The sequence below is a fragment of the Azospirillum sp. VT-I1 genome (assembly GCF_055698305.1).
The window spans coordinates 188,626-214,020 of record NZ_CP168804.1 but is presented as its reverse complement, the minus strand read 5'-3'; the positions used below and the strand labels follow the sequence as shown (position 1 = coordinate 214,020).

Annotated in this window: 20 protein-coding genes; 9 read left to right on the top strand and 11 right to left on the bottom strand. The window is 68.2% G+C overall.

Going from position 1 to position 25,395, the window contains the following annotated elements; genetic code table 11:
* Positions 1–11: 11 nt before the first annotated feature.
* The 3 genes from AB8P05_RS23345 to AB8P05_RS23335 all read right to left on the bottom strand — a co-directional run bounded on the left by AB8P05_RS23345 (position 12) and on the right by AB8P05_RS23335 (position 5,276).
* Positions 12–386, bottom strand: coding sequence for an EamA family transporter (locus AB8P05_RS23345; protein WP_455175090.1), 375 nt, complete (start codon positions 384–386; stop codon positions 12–14).
* Between the two features lie 41 nt (positions 387–427).
* The gene (locus AB8P05_RS23340) at positions 428–3,232 is read right to left on the bottom strand and encodes a UbiA family prenyltransferase (protein WP_472761084.1); all 2,805 of its coding nucleotides are present in this window, start codon (positions 3,230–3,232) and stop codon (positions 428–430) included.
* 700 nt (positions 3,233–3,932) lie between these two features.
* Positions 3,933–5,276 (bottom strand): glutamine synthetase family protein, encoded by a 1,344-nt coding sequence (locus AB8P05_RS23335; RefSeq protein WP_455175091.1) that lies wholly within the window; start codon positions 5,274–5,276, stop codon positions 3,933–3,935.
* Positions 5,277–5,444: 168 nt separating this feature from the next.
* Between AB8P05_RS23335 and AB8P05_RS23330 the strand changes: the two genes are divergently transcribed.
* Both AB8P05_RS23330 and AB8P05_RS23325 read left to right on the top strand, forming a co-directional pair.
* Positions 5,445–6,725, top strand: a complete 1,281-nt coding sequence (locus AB8P05_RS23330; RefSeq protein ID WP_472761083.1) for an NAD(P)/FAD-dependent oxidoreductase — start codon at positions 5,445–5,447, stop codon at positions 6,723–6,725.
* Between the two features lie 60 nt (positions 6,726–6,785).
* Positions 6,786–7,850: a hypothetical protein gene (locus AB8P05_RS23325; protein ID WP_472761082.1), complete on the top strand. Its 1,065-nt coding sequence runs from the start codon at positions 6,786–6,788 to the stop codon at positions 7,848–7,850.
* On the opposite strand, the gene smc is transcribed toward AB8P05_RS23325, so the two are convergent.
* The 3 genes from smc to AB8P05_RS23310 form a co-directional block, all read right to left on the bottom strand.
* Positions 7,802–11,458, bottom strand: a complete 3,657-nt coding sequence (smc, locus tag AB8P05_RS23320) for a chromosome segregation protein SMC (RefSeq protein ID WP_472761081.1) — start codon at positions 11,456–11,458, stop codon at positions 7,802–7,804. The genes AB8P05_RS23325 and smc overlap by 49 nt on opposite strands.
* A gap of 196 nt (positions 11,459–11,654) precedes the next feature.
* Positions 11,655–12,302, bottom strand: a complete 648-nt coding sequence (locus tag AB8P05_RS23315) for a DsbA family protein (RefSeq protein ID WP_455175095.1) — start codon at positions 12,300–12,302, stop codon at positions 11,655–11,657.
* A 66-nt stretch (positions 12,303–12,368) separates the two neighbouring features.
* A complete protein-coding gene (locus AB8P05_RS23310; protein ID WP_310117204.1) occupies positions 12,369–12,842 on the bottom strand; it encodes a DUF721 domain-containing protein in 474 nt (157 codons plus the stop codon).
* 148 nt (positions 12,843–12,990) lie between these two features.
* Here AB8P05_RS23310 and mutY point away from each other — a divergent pair, with 148 nt between their 5' ends.
* From mutY to AB8P05_RS23280, 6 genes are all read left to right on the top strand, one after another.
* A complete protein-coding gene (mutY, locus tag AB8P05_RS23305; RefSeq protein WP_472761080.1) occupies positions 12,991–14,049 on the top strand; it encodes an A/G-specific adenine glycosylase in 1,059 nt (352 codons plus the stop codon).
* A 32-nt stretch (positions 14,050–14,081) separates the two neighbouring features.
* Positions 14,082–14,795, top strand: a complete 714-nt coding sequence (locus AB8P05_RS23300; RefSeq protein WP_472761079.1) for a DUF1194 domain-containing protein — start codon at positions 14,082–14,084, stop codon at positions 14,793–14,795.
* 31 nt (positions 14,796–14,826) lie between these two features.
* Positions 14,827–15,966 (top strand): NAD(P)/FAD-dependent oxidoreductase, encoded by a 1,140-nt coding sequence (locus AB8P05_RS23295; RefSeq protein WP_472761078.1) that lies wholly within the window; start codon positions 14,827–14,829, stop codon positions 15,964–15,966.
* Between the two features lie 46 nt (positions 15,967–16,012).
* Positions 16,013–16,495, top strand: a complete 483-nt coding sequence (locus AB8P05_RS23290) for a hypothetical protein (protein WP_455175099.1) — start codon at positions 16,013–16,015, stop codon at positions 16,493–16,495.
* Between the two features lie 154 nt (positions 16,496–16,649).
* Positions 16,650–17,357, top strand: coding sequence for an OmpW/AlkL family protein (locus AB8P05_RS23285; protein ID WP_472761077.1), 708 nt, complete (start codon positions 16,650–16,652; stop codon positions 17,355–17,357).
* Positions 17,358–17,507: 150 nt separating this feature from the next.
* The gene (locus AB8P05_RS23280; RefSeq protein ID WP_472761076.1) at positions 17,508–17,942 is read left to right on the top strand and encodes a CBS domain-containing protein; all 435 of its coding nucleotides are present in this window, start codon (positions 17,508–17,510) and stop codon (positions 17,940–17,942) included.
* 82 nt (positions 17,943–18,024) lie between these two features.
* Here the strand turns inward: AB8P05_RS23280 and AB8P05_RS23275 are convergent, their stop codons facing one another.
* From AB8P05_RS23275 to AB8P05_RS23255, 5 genes are all read right to left on the bottom strand, one after another.
* Positions 18,025–18,675 (bottom strand): response regulator, encoded by a 651-nt coding sequence (locus tag AB8P05_RS23275; RefSeq protein ID WP_455175102.1) that lies wholly within the window; start codon positions 18,673–18,675, stop codon positions 18,025–18,027.
* A gap of 378 nt (positions 18,676–19,053) precedes the next feature.
* Positions 19,054–20,844, bottom strand: a complete 1,791-nt coding sequence (locus tag AB8P05_RS23270; protein WP_472761075.1) for an acyl-CoA dehydrogenase C-terminal domain-containing protein — start codon at positions 20,842–20,844, stop codon at positions 19,054–19,056.
* Positions 20,845–20,860: 16 nt separating this feature from the next.
* The gene (locus tag AB8P05_RS23265) at positions 20,861–23,200 is read right to left on the bottom strand and encodes a 3-hydroxyacyl-CoA dehydrogenase/enoyl-CoA hydratase family protein (protein WP_472761074.1); all 2,340 of its coding nucleotides are present in this window, start codon (positions 23,198–23,200) and stop codon (positions 20,861–20,863) included.
* Between the two features lie 26 nt (positions 23,201–23,226).
* Positions 23,227–24,363, bottom strand: coding sequence for a thiolase family protein (locus AB8P05_RS23260; RefSeq protein WP_472761073.1), 1,137 nt, complete (start codon positions 24,361–24,363; stop codon positions 23,227–23,229).
* Positions 24,360–24,842 (bottom strand): MerR family transcriptional regulator, encoded by a 483-nt coding sequence (locus tag AB8P05_RS23255; protein WP_455175106.1) that lies wholly within the window; start codon positions 24,840–24,842, stop codon positions 24,360–24,362. Before AB8P05_RS23255 ends, AB8P05_RS23260 begins: the two co-directional genes overlap by 4 nt.
* A gap of 334 nt (positions 24,843–25,176) precedes the next feature.
* Between AB8P05_RS23255 and AB8P05_RS23250 the strand changes: the two genes are divergently transcribed.
* Entirely contained in the window at positions 25,177–25,365 is a 189-nt protein-coding gene (locus AB8P05_RS23250) for a hypothetical protein (protein WP_455175107.1), read from the top strand.
* Positions 25,366–25,395 lie beyond the last annotated feature (30 nt).

The following is a 25,395-nucleotide window of genomic DNA, read 5'->3' as shown; positions in this document are numbered from 1 at the left end:
GGCGGCGGCGCTCAGCTCTGGGCGGTCAGCATCACGCCCAGCACGACAAGCACCGTGCCGATCAGGCGAGTCGCGCTCATGCTTTCGCCCAGCAGCAGGACGCCGAGGGCCAGCGTGACCAGGAAGCCCAGCCCGACGAACGGATAGGCTATGGTGACGTCGACCTTTGCCAGAACGGCGAGCCAGACCACCATGCCCAGCCCATAGCAGGCGAGCCCGGTCAGGATATGCGGCGTGGCGACGACCGACAGGGCGATGCGGCCCGCCTCCCCCTGGGCCAGCGCGGTCGCCACCGGGGGGCTGGACATGCCGATCTTCAGGGAAATCTGGGCGATGGCGGACAGCGTGACGCTCAACAGGATCAATCCGACGACGGCGATGGGCATGGGGGCTCCGGAACGATGACGGATGGGTGGGACCGAAGGCTTCACGCCCGGCCGAAGACGAGCACGGCGGCGCAGACCATGCCGATGGCGAGGCTCCACTTGTCGCGGGCGGCGAACACCACCGGATCGTCGTGCATCAGCCCGCGGTGGGTCTGCAGCCACACCCGCCCGATCCAGAAGAGGAGAAGCGGGCAGATGATCCACAGCGCCTGCGGCTGGTCGTAGACGCGCCCGACCTCCGGGCTGTTGATGTAGAGCGCCATCACCAGCACCGAGAGGAAGCCGGCGGAGACGCCGATGGATTGCAGCACCGGCATGTCGGCGGTCAGGTAGCCGCGCCCCTCCGCCGACCCCAATCCCAGCTTCAGCATGCTGTCCATCTCGGAATAGCGCTTCACCATCGCCAGGCTGAGGAACAGGAACATGGAGAAGGCCAGCAGCCAGAAGGACGGAACGATGGCCGTCGCCGTGGCGCCGCCCAGCACGCGCAGCGAGTAAAGCCCGGCCAGCAGCATCACGTCCCAGATCACCCGGTTCTTGGCGAACAGGTTGTAGAAGAGAGACGAGGCCGCATAGATCGCCAGCGCCGCCAGGAACAGCGGCGGCAGGGTCAGCACCGACAGGACGACGCTTGCCAGAAGCAGGCCGGGGATCAGCGACAGGCCGAGGTCGAGCGGCAGGTCGCCCGCGGCGAAGGGGCGGCGGCGCTTGCGCGGATGACGCCGGTCGGCCGGCAGGTCGAGCAGGTCGTTCAGCACATAGATGCTCGACGCGCACAGCCCAAAGGCCAGGAAGGCCACCGCCGCCTGCAGCGCCGGCCCGATTTCCCCCAGCTTCTGGCCGGCCAGCAGCGGCACGAAGACCAGAAGGTTCTTCAGCCACTGGTGCAGGCGCAGCGCCTTCAGGATCAGCAGCAGGCGCGGCCGGCGTGGCGTGGCGATGGTCTCCATCGGGCACAGGGTCGCCGCATGGCGCAGCACGGCGGCGGACGCGTCCACCGCGATGCCGCGGCGGGCGGCGCGCCAGACGGCATAGTCGGCCTCGTCATTGCCCATGTAATCGAAGACGCCTGACGGCACCTGCGCCCGGATCGCCTCCAGCTTGCGCCCGCTCTTCAGGTTGAGGCCGTCGCTGCTGGCAAGCACCTGATCGAACAGGCCGAGATGGCGGGCGATGGCGTCGGCGTAGCGGCGATGCGCGGCGGTGGCCAGCACCAGCCGGCGGCCGCGGCCGCGCTCCGCCTGCAGCCGTTCCAGAACGGCCTGGTTGTAGACCAGACCGGCCGGATCGATGTCCACCCGCCGGGCCAACTCCGCCTTCAGCCGCGCCTTGCCCCCGGCCAGCCAGACCGGCACCAGCAGCGCGGTCCAGGGCCGCGCCTTGATGAGCCCGAACAGCGACTCGTAGAGCAGGTCGGTCCGCAGCAGCGTGCCGTCCAGATCGACGAAAAGCGGCGGCTCGGCGGTGGCGGCCGGAGCAGGTGCGGCGGCAGACTCCGCAGCACCCGTCGCTTGGACGGTTTCGGCAGGGGTCACCGTCGGGGTATCGCTCCCCCGCTCTCCCACCTCGACCCTGCCCGATGCGGGCGCCGAAGTGCGGTCGTGCCGGCCGGCCAGCGCGACAGTCAGGCCCAGCAGGGTCAGCGTGGCGAAGAACAGGTAGGATTGCAGGATGTTCAGCAGCGTATCGGCCAGTGCGTTGACCGGCCAGAACAGCAGGTTGCCGGCCAGGAAATAGGCCGCCGCCAGCAGCGCGAGGGCGCCGGCCGGACGCCGGACGCCGGGTTCCAGCAGGATCAGGAAGGACAGCGCGAAGGCCGGCAGCAGGATGCCGTAATGATGCACCCAGGCGACCGGCGACCCGATGGTGAAGCACACTCCGGCGACCGCGAAGGCGACGATCCGGTCGGTGCCGCGGTCGCGGCGGCGCCACAGCAGGCCGAAGCCGAAGAAGGCGAGGCCGGAAAGCTGGGTCGCGGCATGGACCACCGGATGATAGGGGGCGAAGGCTTCCGCCGACCAGTCCAGATTGTTGCCGTTGTGGAGCAGGCGGTTGACCAGCCCGTTGACGGTCTGGTTGACGTGGTAGCTCTCGCCATGGCGGCCGATGAACAGCAGCACGTCGAGATAGTCGATCATCGGCGCGAAGCCGTAGAGCAGGGTCGCCACCGCCACGCCGGGCACCACCACGGCGGCCCATCCGGCCGCCATCCGCCAGTCCCCCCGCAGCACGGCCCAGGCCAGGAACAGCGACATCTGCGGCTTCATCAGCGCCGATGCGCCCAGCAGCGCGCCGCACAGCATCCGGCGGTCGCGCAGCAGGGCAATGCAGGCGAAGACGAAGGCGGCGTTGAGCCAGACCTGCACCTGTCCCAGCGAGAAGGCCTTCAGCACCGGATAGAAGCACAGCGTCGCGGCGAAGCCGAACCCGCCCAGCATCACCTGGGTCAGCCGGTCGTCACGCACGCCGGGCAGGCGCAGCCACGCCGCCAGTTCCAACATCAGGATCGCCATGCCGGCCGCCGTCGCCAGCACGAACAGCAGGTTGATGCGCTCGAACGCCGCGAGGTTCAGCACCCCGAACGCCTGCATCGCCTCCAGCGGCAGAAGCGAGGTCACGGGATACTGGAACTTGATGCGCTGCTGGAAGAACACGCCTTCATAGACATTCTCGCCGGGGCGGTCGTGCAGCCAATCCAGCGCCGCGATCATCGGATCCCACGAATCGACCGGAATCAGGTCCGGATTCTCCAGCACGAACAGGTTCTGGATGTCGGTCAGGTTGCTGGCATGGCCGCCGCGATGGAGTGCCAGCCCGAGCAGACCGGTGGTCAGCACGACGAACATCAACGCCAGAAGGACACTGCGCTGGATCCGCCCGGCCCGATGGAGACCTGTTCGAAGGGATGTAATCGCGGGCTGCATGCTCATACTTGGCCATCCATCGGTTGCGTCAAGACGGTGCGGTTCCGCCGGCTCGATGAACCGGCGGAGCAGAAAGGGCGCATGCCACGGCGGCGCGGTGCGCGATGCCCACGGCAAATGCGGTCGGAAGGGGCTTGAAGTTTTCAAACCGGATAATAAATCGGCCATCGCGGGTTAACCGCGCGGCACCTGCGCTTGCCTCGTCCGTTCATTGGAACGGGTAAAAAATACACCGCGATTTTATTCTGAAAGTCTTCGATTTCGTGTGCAGGCCGCCATATTGGTGTTACGGGCGATCTTGCGTTTTTCTATTTGCCGCACACGACCGGGCAGCGCGGACGTGGAGATCCGCGGCAGCGGACGCCCGGACGGGGCGAGAAGGCTGCTCCCAGGGGTAAGACCGCGGTCGCTCGCCGCCGTCGGACGGGGTCTTTTCGCCGGAAATCGTGAGAAACCGGGGCGGACGGGCTCACAGAAGGAGAAGTGGCCGGCGCGAAACGGCAATGGACGGTCCGGCAGGGTGGTCACGGACAGGCGCAGGATTCGAACACCGGATGCGTAGAGGGGCGGCCCACGGAACCCTCCGCGAACCGCCCCCTGTACTTCCGGCAGCGCGACCGGATCAGACGTTCAGCAGCAGGTTCTCGCGCTCCCACGAGCTGATGACGCGGTTGTACGCCTCATACTCCGCCTCCTTCACGCAGGTGACGGCGTCGATGAAGCGTTCGCCGAGGATTTCCTTCAGCGGCTTGCAGGCGTTGAACTTGGTCAGCGCCTCCGACTGGTGGCGCGGCAGAGTGAAGGCGAGCCGGTAGGCGGACCCCTTGATCGGGTCGTTCGGCTCCAGCCCCTGGGTCATGCCGATATAGCCGCAGGCGAGCGACGCGGCGATGGCGAGATAGGGGTTGGCGTCGGCGCCGGCCACCCGGTTCTCCACCCGGCGGGCGTCGGGCTGGGAGACGGGGACGCGCAAGCCCGTGGTGCGGTTGTCGCGGCCCCAATGCACGTTGATCGGCGCGTCTGAGTTCGGGACCAGCCGGCGGTAGCTGTTGACGTTGGGCGCCAGCAGCGGCATCGCGTAGGGCAGGTATTTCTGCAGGCCGGCGACATGCGACATGAACAGGTCGCTGTCGGTGCCGTCGGGATTGGCGAACAGGTTGCGTCCGCTGTCGGCGTCCACCACGGACTGGTGGATGTGCATGGCGCTGCCGGGTTCGCCCTGCATCGGCTTCGCCATGAAGGTGGCGTAGACCTGATGGCGGATCGCCGCCTCACGCGCCGTGCGCTTGAACAGGAAGGCCTGGTCGGCCAGTTCCAGCGCGTCGCCGTGGTTGAAGTTGATCTCGATCTGGGCGGCGCCGGCCTCGTGGGTCAGCGTGTCGATGTCGATGTCCTGCTTTTCGCAGAAATCATAGACCGCCTCGAAGATCGGGTCGAATTCGTTGACGGCGTCGATGCCGAAGGCCTGCCGCCCGCTCTCCATCCGGCCGTTGCGCCCCACCGGCGGCACCAGCGGGTAATCGGGGTCCTTGTTGACCTGGACCAGGAAGAATTCCAGTTCCGGCGCCACCATCGGCTTCCAGCCCCGCTCCTCGTACAGGGACAGGACGCGCTTCAGCACATGGCGGGGCGAGACGTCGACCGGGCGCCCGTCGGCATAGACGCAATCGGTGATGACCTGGGCCGTCGGCTCATTGTACCAGGGGACGAAGCGGATCGTGCGTTCGTCCGGAATCATGTAGATGTCGGAATTCTCGTCGGACGTGATGTCCTCGTCGTCGGGGAATTCACCGGTCACGGTCTGGACGAAGATCGCCTCGGGCAGGCGCAGGCCGCGGTCGCGCAGGATGCGGAGGAACTTCTCGGCGGGAACGATCTTTCCCCGCGCGATGCCCGACATGTCGGGCACAAGGCATTCGACTTCGGTAATGCGGTTCTTCTTGATGAAGTCTTCCATAAAACCCATGGGTATGGCGGACCGCTCCGGACGATGGGCAGCCCCCTCCGTGCTGTGAACGACAGCGACACTATGACGCCGTTCGCGGTGGGCGCGCCAGAGGGTTCAGCATGACCCTTCAGTGAAACATCCGCCTTTCCGTTGACCTCCCCCATCGGCTGGGACTTAACTGCGGCCATGCCGAAAGCCTCATACCTGAACAGCTGGTACGCGGCCTCCGCCGCTCCCCGTGCCGACCGCCCGATCCTGGAGGGGGAGGCGGCCTGCGACGTCTGCATCGTCGGCGGCGGCTACACCGGCCTGACCGCGGCGCTGGAACTGGCGGAGCGCGGATTCGATGTCGTGCTGCTGGAGGCGGAACGCTGCGGCTGGGGTGCCTCGGGCCGCAACGGCGGACAGATCATCACCGGCTACAACAAGCCGATGGCGACCATCGAAAGCTGGGTCGGCAAGGAGGATGCCCGCCGCCTGTGGGAGTTCGGGGAGGAGGCCAAGGCCCAGCTGGCCGAGCGGGTGGAGCGCCACGCCATCGCCTGCGACCTGACCTGGGGCTTCGCCTATGCCGCGCTGAAGCCGCGCCACATGCAGGACGTGGCGGCGCTGGAGCGCGAGATGCGCGACGGCTACGGTTATGACCGGGTGCGGCGGCTGGACCACGCCGGCATCCGCGAGCATGTCGGCAGCGACGCCTATATCGGCGGCCTGCTGGACGAGGGCAGCGGCCATCTGCACCCGCTGAACTACGCGCTGGGCCTCGCCCGCGCCGCCGATGCCGCCGGGGTTCGCATCTTCGAGAACAGCCGCGTCCTCGCCATGGACAGCGGGGCGAAGCCCTGGGTCCGCACCGGACGTGGCAGGGTTACGGCGAAGCACCTGATCCTGGCCGGAAACGCCTATCTCGGCGGGCTGGCCCCGGCGCTGGACCGCACAATCATGCCGGTCGCGACCTACATGATCGCCACCGAACCGCTGGGCGAAGAGCGAGCGCTCGCTCTCTTGCCGACGAACATCGCGGTGTCGGACATGAAGTTCTCGTTGGATTACTTCCGCCGGTCCGCCGACCACCGGCTGCTGTTCGGCGGCGGCGTCAGCTATTCGGGGGTGGACGCGCCGGGGCTGAAGCAGGCGATGCGGCTGAAGATGCTGGCGATCTATCCGGACCTGAAGGACGCCCGCGTCGAGTATTTCTGGGGCGGCCGGGTCGCCATCACCATGAACCGCATGCCGCATCTGGGCCGGCTGTCGCCGACGACGCTGTACGCCCACGGCTATTCCGGCCACGGCGTGGCTCTGGCCGGCATGGCCGGGCGGCTGATGGCGGAGACGGTGGGCGGCACCGCCGGGCGGTTCGACGTGTTCGCCCGCATCCCGCACACGCCCTTCCCCGGCGGGCGGCGGTTCCGCACGCCGGCGCTGGTCCTCGCAATGATGTGGTTCCGTCTGCGCGATCTGCTGTAGGCTGGGGAAGCAATCCGCAGTCTTTCCCTCCCCCTTCCCCGCCGAGTCCCGCTCCTTCCCATGACCGACACCTCCAGCAGCGACGAGACCAACCCCACTTCGGAGACCGCTCCCGCCGCGGATGCCGCCGCGGACGCCGCCGTCGCCGAAAAGGCCGCGCAGGAGAATGTGCTGGTCCAGCCGATGCGGGACACGCATTTCGACTTCCAGCACAAGGTCTTCAGCCTGCCCGGCGCCTTCTTCTGCCAGGAGCCGAACAGCAAGGAGCCGGTGCTGAACATCCTGCTGGGCGACCTGAAGGCGGCGCTGGCCTTCCCCACCCTGATGGAGTCCTTCCAGATCGAGGAGGGGACACACGACGCCCGCCTGCTTGAGATCATCGAACAGGGCCTCGCCTTCGTGAAGCAGATCCGCCCCGGCGAGGAGATTCCCGGCGAACTGCTGGACGGCCGCGCCTCCTGGTCGGTGGAGGACAAACACCGCATCATCGCCAAGGGCCGGCTGACCATGCAGATCGTCTCGTCCTTCACCGGCAACGAGATCATCGTTTCCGACCAGTCGGAACTGGAACAGCTGTTGGATGATCCGCAGACACACGAGAAGATGAAGGCGGCCTTCGCCAAGATCGCGGAACGGCTGAAGCTGACCAACAACGCCGAACAATACCTGACCGACCGCATCGACGATCTGGCGCAGGAGCTGTCCTACATCGAGGCCCTGCGCGACCGCTTCAGGCACATCCGCCGCATCGATCAGGCGATGGCGAAACTCGCCACCATCTACCGCACCGACCGCACCTTCTGCAGCGAACTGAACCGGATGCAGGGGCTGATCCGCAAGCCGTTGCGCGAATACGACCTGATCTTCGACCAGGCCGACGCCCAGACCGGCGACATCGTCGGCGCGCTGCGCAACTTCCACCCGACCATCCAGTTCATCCGCAAGATCCGCGACGACCTGCGCGCCAAGCTGCTGGAATGGGAGGAATTGCTGCAGGGCTGGGACGAGATCACGATGGAACGCTCGCCCAAGGTGGAGGCACTGCAGAAGCAGACCTACCGTTTCCTGGCAAGCCGCTACATCGAGACCACGGTGTGGAAGCGGGGGGATGAGGGTTGGGGGTAGCGAGGGACGGCGGAGTTAGACCCCCACCTATCCTCCCCCGCTGGGCGGGGAGGGACTGCCGCTGAACGCCGACAAAGGTCCAATCCCCTCCCCGCCCAGCGGGGGAGGGTCAGGGTGGGGGCATCGTCAGCCGACGACTTCACCCCCTCACGCCACCCCCTAAGCTCCTCCGCCGCACTCAAATCCACGCTGACCAACTGCGACACGCCGCGCTCCACCATCGTCACGCCGAACAGGCGGTCGACGCGGGCCATGGTCAGGCGGTGGTGGGTGATGATGAGGAAGCGGGTGTCGCCCTGCCGCGCGATGTCCTCCACCAGATCGCAGAAGCGGCCGACATTCGCCTCGTCCAGTGGGGCGTCGACCTCGTCCAGCACGCAGATCGGCGCCGGGTTCGACCGGAAGACGGCGAACAGCAGCGACAGAGCGGTCAGCGCCTGCTCGCCGCCCGACAGCAGGGAGAGCACCTGCAGCTTCTTGCCCGGCGGGCTGGCATAGATCTCCAAACCGGCGTTCAGCGGGTCCTCGGCGTTGACCAGCTCCAGATAGGCCTTGCCACCGCCGAACAGGCGGGTGAACAGCTCCTGGAAGTCGCGGTTGACCACGTCGAAGCTGGCGACCAGCCGTTCGCGCGCCTCGCGGTTCAAGCTGGAGATGCCCTGGCGCAGGCGGGCGATGGCGGCGGTCAGGTCCTCGCGCTCGCCATGCAGGCCGGTGATCTGGGCCTCCAGTTCCTCCGCCTCGATCTCGGCGCGCAGGTTGACCGGCCCCATGTTCTCGCGCTCGCGCGTCAGCTTGTCGAGCCGGGCTTCCACCGCCGCCGCATCGGGCATCGGTTCGGCGGGGTCGAGGTCGGCGGCGGCGCGGGTGTCCTCCGGCCGGCAATCCAGCCGTTCGGCGATGCGTTCCGTCAGGGTGCGTTCCTGCTGAAGAGCGGCGGACACCGCGGCCTCGGCACGGGCGCGGGCCTCGCGGCTGTCGGCCAGCGCCGCTTCGGCGTCGTGCAGCGCCTGTTCGGTCTCGGCCAGCCGGGACTCGGCCTCGGCCAGCGCGTCGGCGGCGCGCTTGCGGTCACGCTCCGCCATGGCGATGCGGTCGAGCAAATCCTGGCGCTCCGCCGCGATCTCGGCCGGCCGGCCGGACAGTTGCGCAAGCTCGCCTTCGGCTTCGTCGGCACGATGGCGCAGTTCCGCGACGCGTCCGCCGGCCCCGGCGGAGCGGGTGTCCCACGACGCGGTTTCAGCCTGTATGGCCCCCAAACGCTGGCGCCGGGCCTGCGCCTCGCGCGTCAGGCGATCCAGCGCATTCTGCCGCTCGGCCAGCACGGCGCGGCGCTCGGCCAATGCGGCGCGCCGGTCGTTCACCAACTCCCGCCCCTCGCGCGGGTCCGGCAGCGACTCCAGCAGTTCCAACGCCTCGTCACGGCGGGCGGCGGCCTCGCGCTCGTCGGCGGCGAGGCGCTCCACCGCCTCCACCAGCGCCACGAGGCGGGAGGATGCGGCATCGGCCTCGCGCGCCAGCTTGGCGTGACGGTCGCGGGCGACGTTCAGCGCAGCGAAGCCCTCGCGCACGGCATCGCGGGCGCGGCGGTCGCCCTGCGACGCCTCCTCCACCGCCAGCTTGGCGGAGTCCAGAGCTTCGCGCGCCAACTCGACCCGTTCGTCGGCAAGCTCCAGCTCGCCGCGCAGTTCGGCCAGCCGGTTGCGCTGCTTCAGGCGAACGGCCGCTGCGGTGGGGGCGCCGGCCTGGACGGTCAGCCCATCCCAGCGCCAGGCCCCGCCATCGCGGCTGACCAGCACCTGCCCGGGCGCCAGCGTCGCGGCCAGCGCCCCGCCGGCGGCGGCATCGGCGACAACGCCGACATGGGCAAGCGCACGGGCGGCGGCCCGCGGCCCCTCCACATGGCGCGACAGCGGCTCGGCCCCGTCGGGCAGCGGCGCCACCGAGCCAAAGGCCGGCAGCGTGCGCCAATGCACCGGTGCCGCTTCGTCGAGCGGAGCGGTCAGCGCATCGCCGAGGGCGGCGGCCAGCGCACCCTCATAGCCGGGCGACACCGTCACCGCATCGACCAGCGGCGGGAACAGCCCGCCGGCACCGGCCTCCAGCAACTCGGCCAGCGCGCGTTCTTCGGCGCGCAGCTTGGCACGGGCGGAGTCGGCGGCGGACAGCGCCTCGCGGGCGCGGGACTGGGCCGGTTCGGCTTCCGCCTTCGCCTGCTCGGCGGCCTCGGCGGCCTCGCGGGCCTGCTCCAGCCGCTGTTCGGCGAGTTCCACCGCCAGTTCGGCATCCGACAGGTCGGCGCGGGCGTCGATCTCCGCCTCCAGCGCGGCGCGCTGGGCCTGCTGGTCGGCCAGCCGCTTGGCAAGACCGGCGGCGCGGGCTTCCAGTTCGGCGGCCTGACGCTGGGTGGCGGCGCGGCGGGCTTCATCGGTGGCGACGGCCTCCGTCAGGCGGGTCAGTTCGCGGTCGAGGGCATCGACCTGCTCGCGCGCCTCGGCCAGGGCCTCGGCGGCGGCTTCCTCCTGCATCTCCTCGTCGGCCTGCGCCGCGATCAGGCGGTCGCGCTCGGCCATCAGGCGGGCCAGTGCCTCCCCGGCATCGGCGGCCAGCGCCTCCTCGCGGCCGAGGTCGCCGGCGATCTGGCGCAGCCGGGCCTCCAGCGCGCGCTGCTGGTCGGCGACGCGCTTTTCCTCGGCGTCCAGCTGTTCGCGCGCGATCACCAGCCTTTGCAGAGCCGATGCCGCGCGCGCCTCGTCCTGGCGCTTCTCCGGCAGGCCGGCGGCGGCTTCCGTCCGCCTTGCGGTCAGCTGGTTGACGGAAAGCATGCGGTCGCGCACCGCAGCCTCGGCCGCTGCGAAGGCGGCATGGGCGCGGGCGCGCTCCTCCTGCGCGGCAAGCCAGCGCAGATGCCACAGCACGGCTTCCGCCCTGCGGATCTGGTCGGACAGGTTGCGGTAGCGCGAAGCCTGCCGCGCCTGCTTCTTCAGGCTCTGCAGCTGGGTGTCCATTGCCCCGATCACGTCGTCGAGGCGGGTCAGGTTGCCTTCCGCCGCCTTCAGCCGCAGCTCCGCCTCGTGCCGGCGGGAATGCAGGCCGGTGATGCCGGCGGCCTCCTCCAGCAGGGCGCGGCGGTCCTGCGGCTTGGCGGAGATGATCTGGGCGACCTTGCCCTGGCTGACCAGGGCCGGCGAAGCGGCGCCCGACGCGTTATCGGCGAACAGCAGCTGAACGTCGCGCGCCCGCACCAGCTTGCCGTTGATGCGGTAGTCGGAGCCGGAACCGCGCTCGATCCGCCGGGTGATCTCCAGCTCGTCATGCTCGTTGAAGCCGGCCGGCGCGGTGCGCGACCGGTTGTCGACCGCCAGCGTCACCTCGCCCAGGTTGCGCGCCGGCCGGCTGGAGGTGCCGCCGAAGATGACGTCATCCATGTCGTCGCCGCGCATGCGCTTGGCCGACGTCTCGCCCATCACCCAGCGCAGCGCCTCCACTAGATTGGACTTGCCGCAGCCGTTGGGGCCGACGATGCCGGTCATGCCGGGCTCGATGACCAGTTCCGTGGCATCGACGAAAGACTTGAAACCCGACAGGCGGAGACGCGTGAACTGCACTGGGGAAGAACCTTTGGTGTACTGGGCTTAGGACAGCATGGGCATTGGAAATCTGTTGCCCCCTCCCTAACCCTCCCCCGCTAAGGCGGGAGAGGGAACTCCGCCGCACTTGCACTCAACTCCCTCTCCCGCGATCGGATCGGCCTTTGGCCGACCGAGAGCGGGGAGGGTCGGGAAGGGGGCAAGACGCCGGCGCTTACTTCAACAGCTTGTCGATTTCCTTCGCGAAAGCCTCGAACGACTGGGCGCCTTCAATGCGGGCCTTGCCATCGTTGAGGATGAAGGTGGGGGTGGCCTCGACCTTGAACTGGTTCTGGCCGGTCAGGCGGGTGTTCAGGATGGCGTCGGCCAGTTCCTTGTTGGCAAGGCAGGCGTCGATGGTCTCCTGGGTCATGCCGGCCAGCTTGCCGTACTGCGCCAGCGCCTTGGCCGGGTCGGAAGCGCGGCTCCAGTTCGGCTGGCTCTTGAACAGCACGTCGGTCAGCGGGAAATACCGCTCCGGCGGGGCGCAGTGGGCCAGCATGGCCGCGCTGAGCGCCGCCTGATCGAAGGGGAAGTCGCGGAAGACCAGCTTGGCCTTGCCGGTGTCGATGTAAGCTTCCTTGATCTTCGGCAGCACGTTGACGTGGAAGTTGGCGCAGTGCGAGCAGGTCATCGACGAATAGTCGAGGATCGTCACCGGCGCGTTCGGATCGCCCATCACGCGCTCGGCCATCATCTCCGAAACCGGCGGCAGGGTGGCCGCGGCCTGTGCTGCCGTGGACGCCGCGGTCATGGCGGTGCCGAACGCGGCGGTGAAGCCGATGGCCAGAAGACCGGCGATTCCCAAAATTTTGCGGTTCACTTTGCCCTCGTTCCTACCAGATGTTGACGTATAGACAATGACGTACCGATGCGTCCAGCCGGCCGGCTATCGCGCGGCGCGTTTCGGCCGGGCCATCAGCGAGCGGCCGAAGCGTTCCAGGGTGGCGCGCAGCTCCTCGTCCTCGACCGCCGCGGTGGTGGTGGTGATGCCGATCTCCTCGTCCATCGTCAGGGCGCGCGGGCGCACCACCGGCGACGGGGTGGACGGCAGGGCCGCATGGATCAGCTTGATCTTCGCCACGGCGCGATAGCCGAAGAAACTGTTGATGCGTTCGATGATCTGCGGCTCCAGATGCTGCAGCTCCAGCGCGATGGCGCCCATGGCGCGGATGTGAAGCGTCGCCTCCTCGCGCTTGCCGCGGGGGAAGCTGAGCTTGTCGGGGGCGGTGCGCAGCGACAGCTGATGGCCGACGATGGACGGCCAGTCGGTGATCAGCGCGCCGAAGGCAAGTCCGCGCTTGCCCAGCACCTTGCCGGCGACCTCCGGAACGGATTGGCCGATGCGACGCGGTCCGCTCATGCTCTGCGATCACTCCTGTGCGGCCCCGGTCCGGGAAGCGGTTCCGGGTCATGTGGGATGGCGGCACCCTAGCGCAAGCTTCGGCCGATGCCCAGCACCGGACCCCGTCCCTTCCCCAGACGCTCCCGACCCTCTATTTCTTCCCATCATGATTCCAAATTCGATCGAGGCCGCCCGGCGGCTGCTGTCCTGGTACGACCGCCACCGCCGCGACCTGCCCTGGCGCGCCAAGCCGGGGGAGACCGCCGATCCCTACCGGGTCTGGCTGTCGGAAATCATGCTGCAGCAGACCACCGTGCCCGCCGCAGCCCCCTATTTCCGCAATTTCATCGAACGCTGGCCGACGGTGCGCGATCTGGCCGACGCGCCGCTGGACGACGTGCTGGTCGCCTGGGCCGGGCTCGGCTACTACGCGCGGGCGCGCAACCTGCACAAATGCGCCCGCGTGGTGGCCGACGGGCATGGCGGGCGGTTTCCCGGCGAGGAGGCGGCCTTGCTGGAGCTGCCGGGCATCGGCGCCTACACCGCCGCCGCCATCACCGCCATCGCCTTCGACCGCAAGGCCACCGTGGTGGACGGCAATGTGGAGCGGGTGATCGCCCGCATCTTCGCGGTGGAGGAGCCGCTGCCCAACGCCAAGCCGACCCTGCGCCGGCTGGCCGCCACCTTGACGCCGGACTTCCGGCCCGGCGACTATGCCCAGGCGATGATGGACCTGGGCGCCACCATCTGCACGCCGCGCAAACCGAAATGCATGCTGTGCCCGTGGGCGGAGTATTGCGAGGCGCGCGCCGCCGGCATCGCCGAAAGCCTGCCGCGCAAGGTCGCCAAGGCCGAGAAGCCGACCCGGCGCGGCGTCGCCTATTGGCTGCTGAACCCGGAGGGCGCCGTCCTGCTGCGCCGCCGGGCGGAGGACGGGCTGCTGGGCGGCATGGCGGAGGTGCCCTCGACCGCCTGGGGGCCGGAGTTGCCGGGCGAGGCTGCGGTCGCGGCGCAGCAGCCGTTCCCTGCGCGCTGGCGCCGGCTGCCGGGGCTGGTCCGCCATACATTCACCCATTTTCACCTTGAGCTTGAGGTGGTCGCCGCCCAGGCCGGTCCGGACTGGCAGCGGGCCGACGGGAACTGGGTGCCGGTGGACCGCCTGGGCGATCAGGCGCTGCCGTCGGTGATGGTGAAGGTGGTGCGCCACGCGCTTTCCAATGCGTGACGCGCCGGCTGAGTAGTGGAGTGCCGATGCGAATGCCGCGTGCCGTGATGACCGCCCTGTTCGTCCTTCTCGCCCTGACCGGGACCTTGCGGGCAGCCCCGCCGGAGAAGGACGGGCAGGCGGGGGTGGCGCTCGTTCTGGCGCTCGACGGGTCGGCCTCCATCACGACCGGGGACCTGGAATTCCAGCTGCAGGGCCATGCCGCCGCCTTCCGCGATCCGGCGGTGGCCGAAGCGCTCGCCTCCGCACGGGCGCGGGTGACGCTGACCGCCTATTCGGGTCCGAACAGCCTGAAGGTGCTGATCCCCTGGACGGCGCTGGCCAAGCCGGAAGATGCCGGCCGCTTCGCCGACCGCATCGACGCCCTGCCCCGCGGCTTCCAGGGCGACTCGACGGCCATCGGCAGCGCCATCATGGAGGCGGCGAAGCTGTTCGACCGCGGCGGCAAGGCGCCGCGGCAGGTGATCGATCTGGTCTCCAACGGCTTTTCCAACGGCGGGATCGACCCGGCCGAGGCGCGCGACCGGGTGACGAAGCGCGGAATCATCATCAACGGCCTCGCGATCCTCGACGAATTCTCCTGGCTGGAGGAGTATTTCGAGGAAAGCGTGATCGGCGGGCCGGGAAGCTTCGTGAAAAGCGCCATGGACAGGGACAGCTTCGTCGCCGCACTGCGGCAGAAACTGATCCTTGAAATGGTCGCCCTGCCCGATCACATGCCAAGCCAAAGCGCCGCCATCCCATAGGCGGCCGATAAGACTCCGAGGAGCGGGACAAGTGGAACGCGTCGATTTCCTGGTGGTCGGGGCCGGCATCGCCGGCGCGTCGGCCGCCTATGAGCTGGCCGCGCAGGGCCGGGTGCTGGTGCTGGAACGTGAATCGCAGCCCGGTTACCACTCCACCGGCCGGTCCGCGGCGCTTTACACCCAGACCTACGGTCCGGCACCGATCCGCGCCCTGACGGTGGCGAGCTGGGATTTCTACACCAACCCGCCCGCCGGCTTCGCCGAACACGAACTGCTGACGCCGCGCGGCGTGCTGATCGTCGGCCGCGACCATGAGATCGACCGGCTGGATGCGGAGTATGAGCAGGGCCGCCGCCTGACCCCGTCGGTCGAGCGCTACGACCGCGAACAGGTGCTTGCCCGCGCCCCCTTCCTGCGCGCGGACTATGTGGCCGGCGGCGTGTGGGAGCCGGACGCCCGCGACATCGACGTCCATGCCCTGCATCATGGCTTCCTGCGCGGACTGAAGGCGCGCGGCGGCCGGGTGGTGACCGATGCCGAAGTGCGGGCGCTCGCTCGCCGCGACGGCCTGTGGGTGGCGGAGACCAGCGCCGGCAGCTTCGCGGCGCCGGTGGTGGTGAACGCCGCCGGGGCCTGGGCCGACGAGCTGGCCAAGCTGGCCGGAGTCGCCACGGTCGGGCTGGTGCCGAAACGGCGCACCGCCATCACCTTCGACCCCGTCTTCGAAGACCCGGCCGACAAGGCCGGCCTGGACGGCTGGCCGATGGTGTCTGACGTGGCCGAGACCTTCTACGTCAAGCCCGATGCCGGCCGCCTGCTGGCCTCCCCCGCCGACCAGACCCCGGTCGAGCCCTGCGACGTGCAGCCCGAGGACATCGACGTCGCCGAAACGGTGGACCGGCTGGAACAAGCGTCGCGCTTCTCCGTTCGGAGATTGGCCCACCGCTGGGCGGGGCTGCGCAGCTTCGTGGCCGACAAGGTTCCGGTCGTGGGCTTCGCTCCCGATGCGGAGGGGTTTTTCTGGGTCGCCGGCCAGGGCGGCTACGGCATCCAGACCGCGCCGGCCATGGGGCGGGTGGTGGCGGGACTCGCCACCGGCCGGGGCCTGCCGGAGGATGTCCGGGCGCTGGGCGTCGCCGAGTCCGACCTGTCGCCGGCCCGGCCGCGGTAACCGACTGCTGAATGGGTGGAGGCGTGCGATGGATGTGCGTCGGAGGATGAAGGGCAGGACGGCCCGCCGGCTTCTGGCCGCGGCGTCGCTCGGCGTCGCCGGGGCTTTGGCCGGCTGTGCCAACCCGTCGGCGGACGAGGCGCTGGTGGCGCAGACCGCGCTGATCGGCATGCCCAAGGAGACGCTGCTGTCCTGCGCCGGCGTGCCGGAGCGTCAGGCCGCGGTCGACAACCGCGAGTTCTTCACCTATCGCAGTTCCCGTCTGGTCACCTACCCCAGCCCGCCGCCGCTCGGCTATTACGGCGGCTGGGGATGGCCCCATTACGGTTACGGCTATGGCTGGCCGGCCTATGGTTATGAAGTCAACAGCTTCGACTGTGAAGCAACCTTCAGTTTGAGAAACGGTGTGGTCGAGCGCGTGGTGTATGGCGGCGCGTCCGGCGGATCGGCACGACTTGGCCAATGCTACGCCATCGTCCAGAACTGCATGGCGCTGATTCCGCAGCGGACGATCAAGCCAGGGCCTTGATTTCATTGTCCATGCGACAACTCGTCACTGTTGCAGAGCTGCTGCATTGAACGAGGATCGGTTGCACCCCCTAGTACCCACACAGGACGTCTGGTAATAGCTCCATTGGCTGATGCCACAGAACAGCAACAACGCATTGCCTGGAGCAGACCCCATGACCATCCTGTCGCGCGCCGCCGCCGCCCTGCTGGCGACCTCGGCCCTTGTCGCCATCGCTTCCCCGTCGCTCGCTCAGGACTTCAAGGGCAAGTCGGCCGGCGACATCGTCGTCCGCGCGCGCGGCCTGGCCGTGCTGCCGCAGGAAAAGGGCACCATCAACAACACGACGCTGGGTGACGTCGGCTCGGCCAAGGTCGGCAACGACTACATTCCCGAAGTCGACTTCACCTACTTCTTCACCGACAACATCGCGGCCGAGCTGATCGCCGGCACCAGCCGTCATCGCGTCAAGGGCAACCTGATCGCCGCCGCCGGCGGCGTGACGGAAATCGGCAAGGTTTCGCTGCTGCCGCCGACCCTGACCGTGCAGTACCACTTCATGCCGAAGGAGCGCATCAGCCCCTACATCGGCGCCGGCGTGAACTACACCCTGTTCTACAACGAGGACGCGGCCAACAACCCCAACGCCGGCGGTCTGCGCATCACCGACACCAACTACAAGAACCGCTTCGGCTGGGCCCTGCAGGCCGGTGTCGACGTTGCCATCACCGGCAACTGGTCGCTGAACTTCGACGTCAAGAAGGTCTTCCTGAAGACCGACGTGACGGCCAACGCCCGCCTCGGCACCACCGTCCTGCCGGTCACCTCGAAGGTCACGCTGGACCCGTGGCTGGTCGGCGTCGGCGTCGGCTACCGCTTCTAAGAAGGGGTTTCGGGACTCGTCCCGGCACTCTGAAGGCGGCCTCTCCCATCCGGAGAGGCCGCCTTTTTCTTTGTATTATCCGCCTTGCAGATTGTACGCCCATCCCCATGATTCCAGTATCTGGGTCATCGGAAGGGAGGCCGTACCGCCATGCATGTTGCAGCCGTCTTGAAGCGCAAGGGCAACCGGATCGTCTCCGCCGCACCGGACGATGCGGTGGCCGCCGTCACCCGCCTGCTGACCGAGCACCGGATCGGTGCCGTGCTGGTGATGGGCGACGACGGCCAGCCGGTCGGCATCCTGTCGGAACGCGACATCGTACGGGCCGTCGCCCGCGACGGCGCCGCGGCACTCGACCGCCCGGCGGCGGACCTGATGACCCGCGACCTGATCACCGCCACCCCGACCGACACCGTTGCCGACATGATGGCGGTGATGACCCAACGGCGCATCCGCCATGTGCCCATCATCGATGACGGCCGCGTGGTCGGCGTCATCAGCATCGGCGACGTGGTAAAGGCCCGGATCGACGATGCCGAGCTTGAGGTCGAGTCGCTCCGCGGTTATGTGGCCGGGATGGGCTGAGGCGCCCTATTCCTCTCCAATGCGAAAAGGCCCGCCGGGATGTCCGGCGGGCCTTTTCGCGTCGGTATCGGAAACGCGGACTTCACGCAGAATGCGACTGCGGGAAGGCCATCGCCGCTTGGGTGCGGTTGCGCACACCCAGCGACTTGAAGATCGCGGTCATGTGGATCTTCACCGTGCCTTCGGACAGGCCCAGCTCATGGGCGATCTGCTTGTTCGACTTGCCTTCGCGCAGACGGTCGAGCACCTCGCGCTGACGCTGGGTCAGCAGCTGCTCCAGCTGCGGGTCGGTCGGCGGCATCACCGAACCGCCGCGCTGGTCGGGCTCGATCCCCTCGCGCAGGACCGTCGCCGGCACATAGACGCCGCCGGAGAAGATCAGGTCGAGTGCGCTCAGCATGATCTTCACGCTGGACGATTTCGGGATATAGCCGGCCGCGCCGTTCTCCAGCGCTTCCCGCACGTCGGACTGAGCCTCCGACGCGGACACGACCACGACCTTGGCGTTCGGCTGCCGGTCGCGCAGCATGCCGATGCCGGAGAAGCCGGGCCAGCCGGGCATGCGCAGGTCGGTCAGAATCAGGTCATAGGCCTCATCCTTCACAGCCGCCATGTCCAGAAGCTCGTCGAAATTGCTGGCCTCCGCAAAGGTGGCATTTTCGCGCAACTGCTCAAGCAGACGGCGAAGTCCTTCCCGGAACAGGACGTGATCATCACCGATCAGGATCTTCATCGCTCAAACTCCCGAACCATGCCTGCCCCTCCGAAAGTCGCCCCAGGGGGCTTGAGAAAAGGAGGGGCTGTCGCCACCCGCATATTCCCTAAAATCCAAAGGATATAGCAGGCACCGGCCGAACGTAATCTCTATTGAGATGTAACACGCAGGGACGAGGAGGAACAACCTGAAATTAACTTTTGTCACGGCTGCAAATGCTGATCGGCTGAGGCTGGAGCTTCCCAAGAGTGATATTGCCAAGGGTGTATGACAATTTTAGGTCATTATACCGATGCGCTCTTCGGGCTTGCCGAAAAGGCAAAGAAAGCCGGACCGGCGCCTTGCGGGCACCGGACCGGCCTGAAGTCGCGCGTCCCGGAGGACGTCGGACGCGTGTCAGAAGGCAGCCTCTTCCAGCTCCATCAACGGCTTCGCGCCGGCGGCGATGGTGATGAACAGGCTGTTCGTCTGCGGCAGCAGCTTGGTCATGTAGAAGCGGGCGGTCTTGATCTTGGCCTCATAGAAGGCGGCGTTGCCCTCCCCGGCCTCCAGCTTGGCCTGCGCCTTCTCCACCATGGTCAGCCAGCTCCAGCCCAGAGCCACCAGACCGAACAGGCGCAGATAGTCGCTGGCGGCGGCGCCGGCCTCCTCCGGATCCTTCAGGCCCTTCTGGGCGATCAGGGCAGTGGCCTGCTGCAGCTTGGCGAAGGCCTTGGCCAGCGGCATCACGAACTCGCCCAACTCGTCCTTCTCCATCGCCGCCTCGATGTCGCGGCCAACGGGGTGGAAGAAGTGACGGAGCAGGCGGCCCATGTCCTGCGGCAGCTTGCGGCCGACCAGATCGAGCGCCTGGATGCCGTTGGTGCCTTCATAGATCTGGCAGATGCGGGCGTCGCGGACATACTGCTCGACGCCGGTCTCCCAGATGAAGCCATGGCCGCCATGGACCTGCACGGCGATGTTGGCCGATTCGAAGCCGATGTCGGTGAAGAGCGCCTTGACGATCGGCGTCATCAGCTGGACGAACTCGTCGGCGTCGCGGCGGGTGCGGGCGTCGGAATGCTTCTCCGCCACGTCCAGGTGATAGGCGACCAGCGCGCCGAGCGCGCGGGCGCCTTCGCCATAGGCTCGCGCGGTCAGCAGATTCTTGCGCACGTCGGGATGGACGATGATCGGGTCGGCCGGCTTGTCCGGCGCCTTCACCCCCGACAGCGACCGGCCCTGGAGCCGTTCGCGGGCGTAGTTGACGGCGTTTTGGTAGGACACCTCGGCCAGACCCAGCCCCTGGATGCCCACGGCCAGACGGGCCGCGTTCATCATCACGAACATGGCGCGCATGCCCTTGTGCGGCTCGCCCACCAGCCAGCCGGTGGCGTCCTCGAAGTTCATGACGCAGGTGGACGACGCCTTGATGCCCATCTTGTGCTCAATGGAGCCGCAGGCGACGCCGTTGCGCGCGCCCGGCGTGCCGTCGGCGTTCGGCATGAACTTCGGCACCAGGAACAGGCTGATGCCGCGGGTCCCGGCCGGCGCGTCCGGCAGGCGGGCCAGCACCAGATGCAGGATGTTCTCGGTCAGGTCATGCTCGCCGGCCGAGATGAAGATCTTGGTGCCGGTGATCTTGTAGGCGCCCTGCTCGTCTGGAACCGCCTTGGTGCGGATGATGCCCAGGTCGGTGCCGCAATGCGGCTCGGTCAGGCACATGGTGCCGGACCACGTGCCGTCGACCAGCTTGGGCAGGAAACGCTGTTTCAGCTCGTCCGAGCCGTACATCGCCAGCGCGTTGTAGGCGCCGAGCGACAGGCCGGGATACATGCCGAAGCTGAGGTTGGCGGAGCAGATGAACTCCTCCAGCATGATGTTGACCAGCTTTGGCAGCCCCTGCCCGCCATAGGCCGGGTCGCAGGCCAGGCCCTGCCAGCCGGCGGCGATGTAGGTGTCGTAGGCCTCCTTGAAGCCCTTGGGCGTGCGGACCTCGCCATTCTCGAAATGGCACCCCTCGCCGTCGCCGGATTGGTTCAGCGGGAACAGCACCTCCTCGCACAGCTTGGCGCCTTCCTCCAGCACCTGCCCAACGAGTTCCGGCGTGGCGTCCTCATAACCCGGCAGGGCCGACAGCTTGTCCAGGCCGACGATCTCGTCCAGGACAAAGCGCACATCCTCAAGCGGAGCCTTGTAGATCGGCATCTCTCGTTCCTCCCCCTCAGTTCCGCAGCGGCTTGCCGGTGAGCAGCATGTGCTCGATCCGGTCGATGGTGCCGCCGGTGCGCACCAGACCCATGAACGCCTCGCGCTCCAGCCGCAGGACATGGTCCTCGCCGACCGGCTTGGAAACGTCGGCCACCTCGCCGCCGCTCAGCACCTCGGCCAGGGCGGCGCAGACCACCTTGTCGTGCGGCGTGACCTTGCCCTGTAGGGCGAAGCCTTCCACCGCCAGCTCCATCGCCGCCTTGGCGCTGGGGCCGGGCAGGACGTAAGCCGTGCTCTTCTCCGGCGGGGTGTAGTCGGCTGCCAGTTCCAGCGCCTTGGCCTTGGCGTCGGCCAGCAGGCGGTCGCGGTTCATGGTGATGCCGTCGGTGGCGCGGAAATACAGCAGTTCCTTGGCCTCGGCCGCCGACTTGGCGACGGTGGCGGTGCTGATGATCTCGAACGCCTTGGCGATGCCCGGCATCGGCCCGCGCGGCGCCTTCGGGTTGGCCTGATGGCGGGCCAGCATCTCGGTGCAGCCGCCCCAGGCCGGGATCAGGCCGACGCCGACCTCGACCAGGCCGACATAGGTCTCGGCATGGGCCTGGACATGGTCGGAGTGCAGCAGGATCTCGCAGCCGCCGCCGAGCGCCATGCCGCTGGGCGCCGCCACCACCGGGAAGGGGGCGTATTTCAGCGCGCGGTAGGTGCGCTGGCCGCCCTCCACCATCTCCTCGATCTGCGGCCACAGGCCGATGTTCAGCGCGAACAGGGCAAGGCCCAGATTGGCGCCGACCGAGAAATTGTCGGCCTCGTTGTGGATGACCAGAGCCTTCCAGTCCCCCTTGCCGTCGCCGATCAGGCGCATCGCCTTCTCGTAGGCGGCCATGATGTCGCCGTCGACGGCGTTCATCTTGCTGGTGAACTCGACGCACAGCACGCCGTCGCCGATGTCCCACAGGCTGGCGGAGCCGTTCTTCCACACCGGCTTGCCGGCGGCGCGCTTGATGTCCGACAGCAGCAGGACGCCGTCCGGACGCACCACGGTGTCGTAGATGCCGGCGGTGGTCAGGTGCTGGAGCTTACCGCCTTCCACCCGGTAGAAGGGACGGCCGGCGGCGGTCTCGACCAGGGCCGGGACCGGGATGCCTTCCGAGCGGCACAGCTCGGCGAACCACTCGGTGCCCAGCCGGTCGATCAGCTCGAACGGACCCTGCTTCCAGTTGTAGCCGAGCCGCATGCCCTCATCGACGGCGACGATGCTGTCGGCGATCTCCGGCACCAGGCTGGCGGCGTAGGCCAGCGTCTGGGCCAGGACGCGGCGGGCGAAGCGGCCGCCCTTGTCCGGATGCTCGCACAGCTTGCGCAGGTCGCGGCCGGCGGCGGAGACGCTGTCAAGCCGGGCCTTCTCCGACGGGGCGTACTCGCCGGTCTGCAGGTTGACCGACTCCTTGACCTTGCCGCCGCCGGCCTTGTTGATGCGGTAGAAGCCGCCCTTGCCCTTGCGGCCGGTATAGCCCTCCGCGATCATCCGGGTGATGACCGGGTGTTCGCGCATCTGGCCGCGGTAGGCGTCATTGGCCGGCAGGGTGGCCGACATGCTCTTGGCGATGTGCGGCATCAGGTCCAGCCCGACGAGGTCCATCAGGCCGAAGACGCCGGTCTTGGGGATGCCCATCGGACGGCCGCCGACGGCGTCCGCCTCCTCCACCGTCAGGCCGAGATCGACCGCGGCATTCACCGCCGACTGGATCCAGAAGACGCCGATGCGGTTGGCGATGAAGCCCGGCGTGTCCTTGCAGTGAACCACACCCTTGCCGAGCCGGCGGTCGCAGACATCGGCGATGGCCGCCATGGCGTCGGCCCGGGTGTCGGCACCGCCGACGATCTCCAGCAGCCGCATGTAGCGCGGCGGGTTGAAGAAGTGGGTGATGAGGAAGTCGCGGCGGAACTGTTCGCTCTGCCCCTCCATCAGCACCGCCAGCGGGATGGTGGAGGTGTTGGACGACACCACCGACCCCGCCTTGCGCACCGGGTCGATGCGCTTGTAGAGGTCGGCCTTGATCGCCGGGTTCTCGACGATGGCCTCGACGATCCAATCGACGTCGGCCAGCAGGTTCAGGTCGTCCTCAAGGTTGCCGGGCGTGATCAGCCTGGCGTTCTTGGGATGCATGAAGGGAGCCGGATCGGTCTTCAGCATCTTCGCCACGGCGCCCTTGGCGATGGCGCTGCGGTCGGCACCCTCCTTCGCCGGGATGTCGAGCAGGACGCAGGGGATGCCGGCGTTGGCGAAATGGGCGGCGATGCCCGCACCCATCACGCCCGCACCGATCACGGCGGCGCGTTCGATCTTCATGGTCGTTTCCTCCCCGATCCCGTTCGTCAGACCGCTTCCAGGATGGTGGCGATGCCCTGGCCGCCGCCGATGCACTGGGTGGCCAGCGCGAACTGCTTGCCTTCGCGCTTCAGCAGGGCCGCGGCCTTGCCGGTGATGCGGGCGCCGGTGGCCCCCAGCGGGTGGCCGAGCGCCAGCGCGCCGCCGTCCGGGTTGATGCGGGACGGGTCGATGTCGAGGTCGCGCATGCAGGCGATGGCCTGGGACGAGAAGGCCTCGTTGATCTCGATGATGTCGATGTCGTTGATCGACAGGCCGGCACGGGCCAGCGCCTTGCGGGTCGCCGGGACCGGACCCAGCCCCATCAGCTCCGGTGCGCAGCCGGCGACGGCGACCGAGCGGATCTTCGCCAGGATCGGCAGGCCGTGGGCCTTGGCATACTCCTCCGTCGTCACCAGCACGGCGGCGGCGCCGTCGGTCAGCGGCGAGGAGGTGCCGGCGGTCACGGTGCCGTCGGCGGTGAAGGCCGGCTTCAGGCCCGACAGCCCTTCGGCGTTGGTGCCGGGGCGGATGCAGCCGTCCTTGTCGACCAGCCCGGCCGGGGTGTGGATGCCGACGATCTCATCGGCCATGCGGCCGGCTGCCTGGGCTTCCGCCGCCTTGGCGTGGGAGGCGACGGCGAGCGCCTCCTGCTCGGCGCGGGAGATGGCGTATTTGCGGGCGACATTCTCCGCCGTGACGCCCATGGAGCAGTAGGCTTCCGGATAGGAATCCTTCAGCGCCGGGTTCGGCATCGGGTTGAAGCCCATGATCGGCACGCGGGTCATCGATTCGACGCCGCCGCAGATGAAGACGTCGCCGGCGCCCATCTGGATGGCGCCCGCCGCCTGATGGATCGCCTGCATCGACGATCCGCAATAGCGGTTCACGGTGGTGGCCGCCGCGGTCTGCGGCAGCTTGGCCAGGAAGGAGATGGTGCGGGCGACGTTCAGCCCCTGCTCGCCCTCGGGGAAGGAGCAGCCGACGATGACGTCCTCGACATCCTCGGTCTTCAGGCCGGTGCGCTCCACCAGCGCCGCGATGACGCGGGCCAGCAGGTCGTCGGGACGGACCTTGGTCAGCTCGCCCTTGTGGGCGAAGGCGAAGGGCGAACGGGCGTAACCGGCGATGACGACCGACTTCATGAGTGCTTCTCCTCCATGTCCTGCGTCTCCGTGATGCCGTTGCGGCGAAGATGCTCGGAGATCTGGGTGTCGATGGTGCACAGCTCCGCCAGCGTCTGCTGGACATCGGCAAGCTGCTGTTCAAGCGCGGAAATCCGGCGGCGCGCGATCGTGCGCATGTAGCGCATCTGTTCGATCTGGGCGTCGTCGGTGTCGTAGAGGTTCAGGAAATCCTTGATCTCGGCCAGGCTGAAGCCCAGCCGCTTGCCCCGGCAGATCAGCGCCAGCCGGGCGCGGTCGCGGTGACCATAGACGCGCGCGCTGCCGATCCGCTCGGGCGTCAGCAGCCCTTCGTCCTCGTAATGGCGGATGGTGCGGTGGGTCAGACCGAACTCCCCGGCCAATTCGCCGATGGCAAGGCGCGGCCCGGACGCAAGGCCATCCGACCTGCCGCCCTCCTCCGCCTCCATCGAACCGATGCCGTCCGAAATCCGATCCACGCCGCCCGTCCTCCTTGACGTTTACGTAAAGGTAAGGTCAGTGCCGCTTGCTGTCAACAGACTTGTTGACCAAGCGAACCAGTTTGGCGAACCGGCCGGTGTCGACTGTTCAGCCACTAACGGGTGCGGCGCGCCCGCGCAGTGACAGGATGCCACGCCCTGTTTCCCATTGCGGCTGTGGCAGGCTTTGCACGGGACACGACGCGCCCGGCCGGTTCCCCGATTCCATATGGGAAGCGGACAGGGCGCCGCACAGACGGCCTGAAGGCCGCGACGGGTTCAGGACGGGTCGACCGCTCTTCGGCGGATCAGGACAGGGGACAGGAGACAACCCATGTCGGCGCGCGCCATCGTATCGCTGGGCGTCTGGATATTGGCCATGGTGCTGCTCGGCACCATGACGGTCGGCCTCGCACTGGCCTTCTACGTGCTGCTGACGCTGTGCTTCGCGGTGGTGGTCGCAGGCCTGACCCTGCTCGTCCGGCGGCGCGACAGCCATCGCGGCGAGCAGAGCTACCTTTAGGCACGATGTTGCGATCACGGGGCGCCGACG

Coding starts and splice junctions, on each gene's coding strand:
- AB8P05_RS23345 (WP_455175090.1), bottom strand. CDS start 386: ATGCCCATCGCCGTCGTCGGATTGATCCTGTTGAGCGTCACGCTGTCC.
- AB8P05_RS23340 (WP_472761084.1), bottom strand. CDS start 3,232: ATGTTCGTCGTGCTGACCACCGGTCTGCTCGGGCTGGCACTCCATCGC.
- AB8P05_RS23335 (WP_455175091.1), bottom strand. CDS start 5,276: ATGGGTTTTATGGAAGACTTCATCAAGAAGAACCGCATTACCGAAGTC.
- AB8P05_RS23330 (WP_472761083.1), top strand. CDS start 5,445: ATGCCGAAAGCCTCATACCTGAACAGCTGGTACGCGGCCTCCGCCGCT.
- AB8P05_RS23325 (WP_472761082.1), top strand. CDS start 6,786: ATGACCGACACCTCCAGCAGCGACGAGACCAACCCCACTTCGGAGACC.
- AB8P05_RS23310 (WP_310117204.1), bottom strand. CDS start 12,842: ATGAGCGGACCGCGTCGCATCGGCCAATCCGTTCCGGAGGTCGCCGGC.
- mutY (WP_472761080.1), top strand. CDS start 12,991: ATGATTCCAAATTCGATCGAGGCCGCCCGGCGGCTGCTGTCCTGGTAC.
- AB8P05_RS23300 (WP_472761079.1), top strand. CDS start 14,082: ATGCCGCGTGCCGTGATGACCGCCCTGTTCGTCCTTCTCGCCCTGACC.
- AB8P05_RS23290 (WP_455175099.1), top strand. CDS start 16,013: ATGAAGGGCAGGACGGCCCGCCGGCTTCTGGCCGCGGCGTCGCTCGGC.
- AB8P05_RS23285 (WP_472761077.1), top strand. CDS start 16,650: ATGACCATCCTGTCGCGCGCCGCCGCCGCCCTGCTGGCGACCTCGGCC.
- AB8P05_RS23280 (WP_472761076.1), top strand. CDS start 17,508: ATGCATGTTGCAGCCGTCTTGAAGCGCAAGGGCAACCGGATCGTCTCC.
- AB8P05_RS23275 (WP_455175102.1), bottom strand. CDS start 18,675: ATGAAGATCCTGATCGGTGATGATCACGTCCTGTTCCGGGAAGGACTT.
- AB8P05_RS23270 (WP_472761075.1), bottom strand. CDS start 20,844: ATGCCGATCTACAAGGCTCCGCTTGAGGATGTGCGCTTTGTCCTGGAC.
- AB8P05_RS23265 (WP_472761074.1), bottom strand. CDS start 23,200: ATGAAGATCGAACGCGCCGCCGTGATCGGTGCGGGCGTGATGGGTGCG.
- AB8P05_RS23260 (WP_472761073.1), bottom strand. CDS start 24,363: ATGAAGTCGGTCGTCATCGCCGGTTACGCCCGTTCGCCCTTCGCCTTC.
- AB8P05_RS23250 (WP_455175107.1), top strand. CDS start 25,177: ATGTCGGCGCGCGCCATCGTATCGCTGGGCGTCTGGATATTGGCCATG.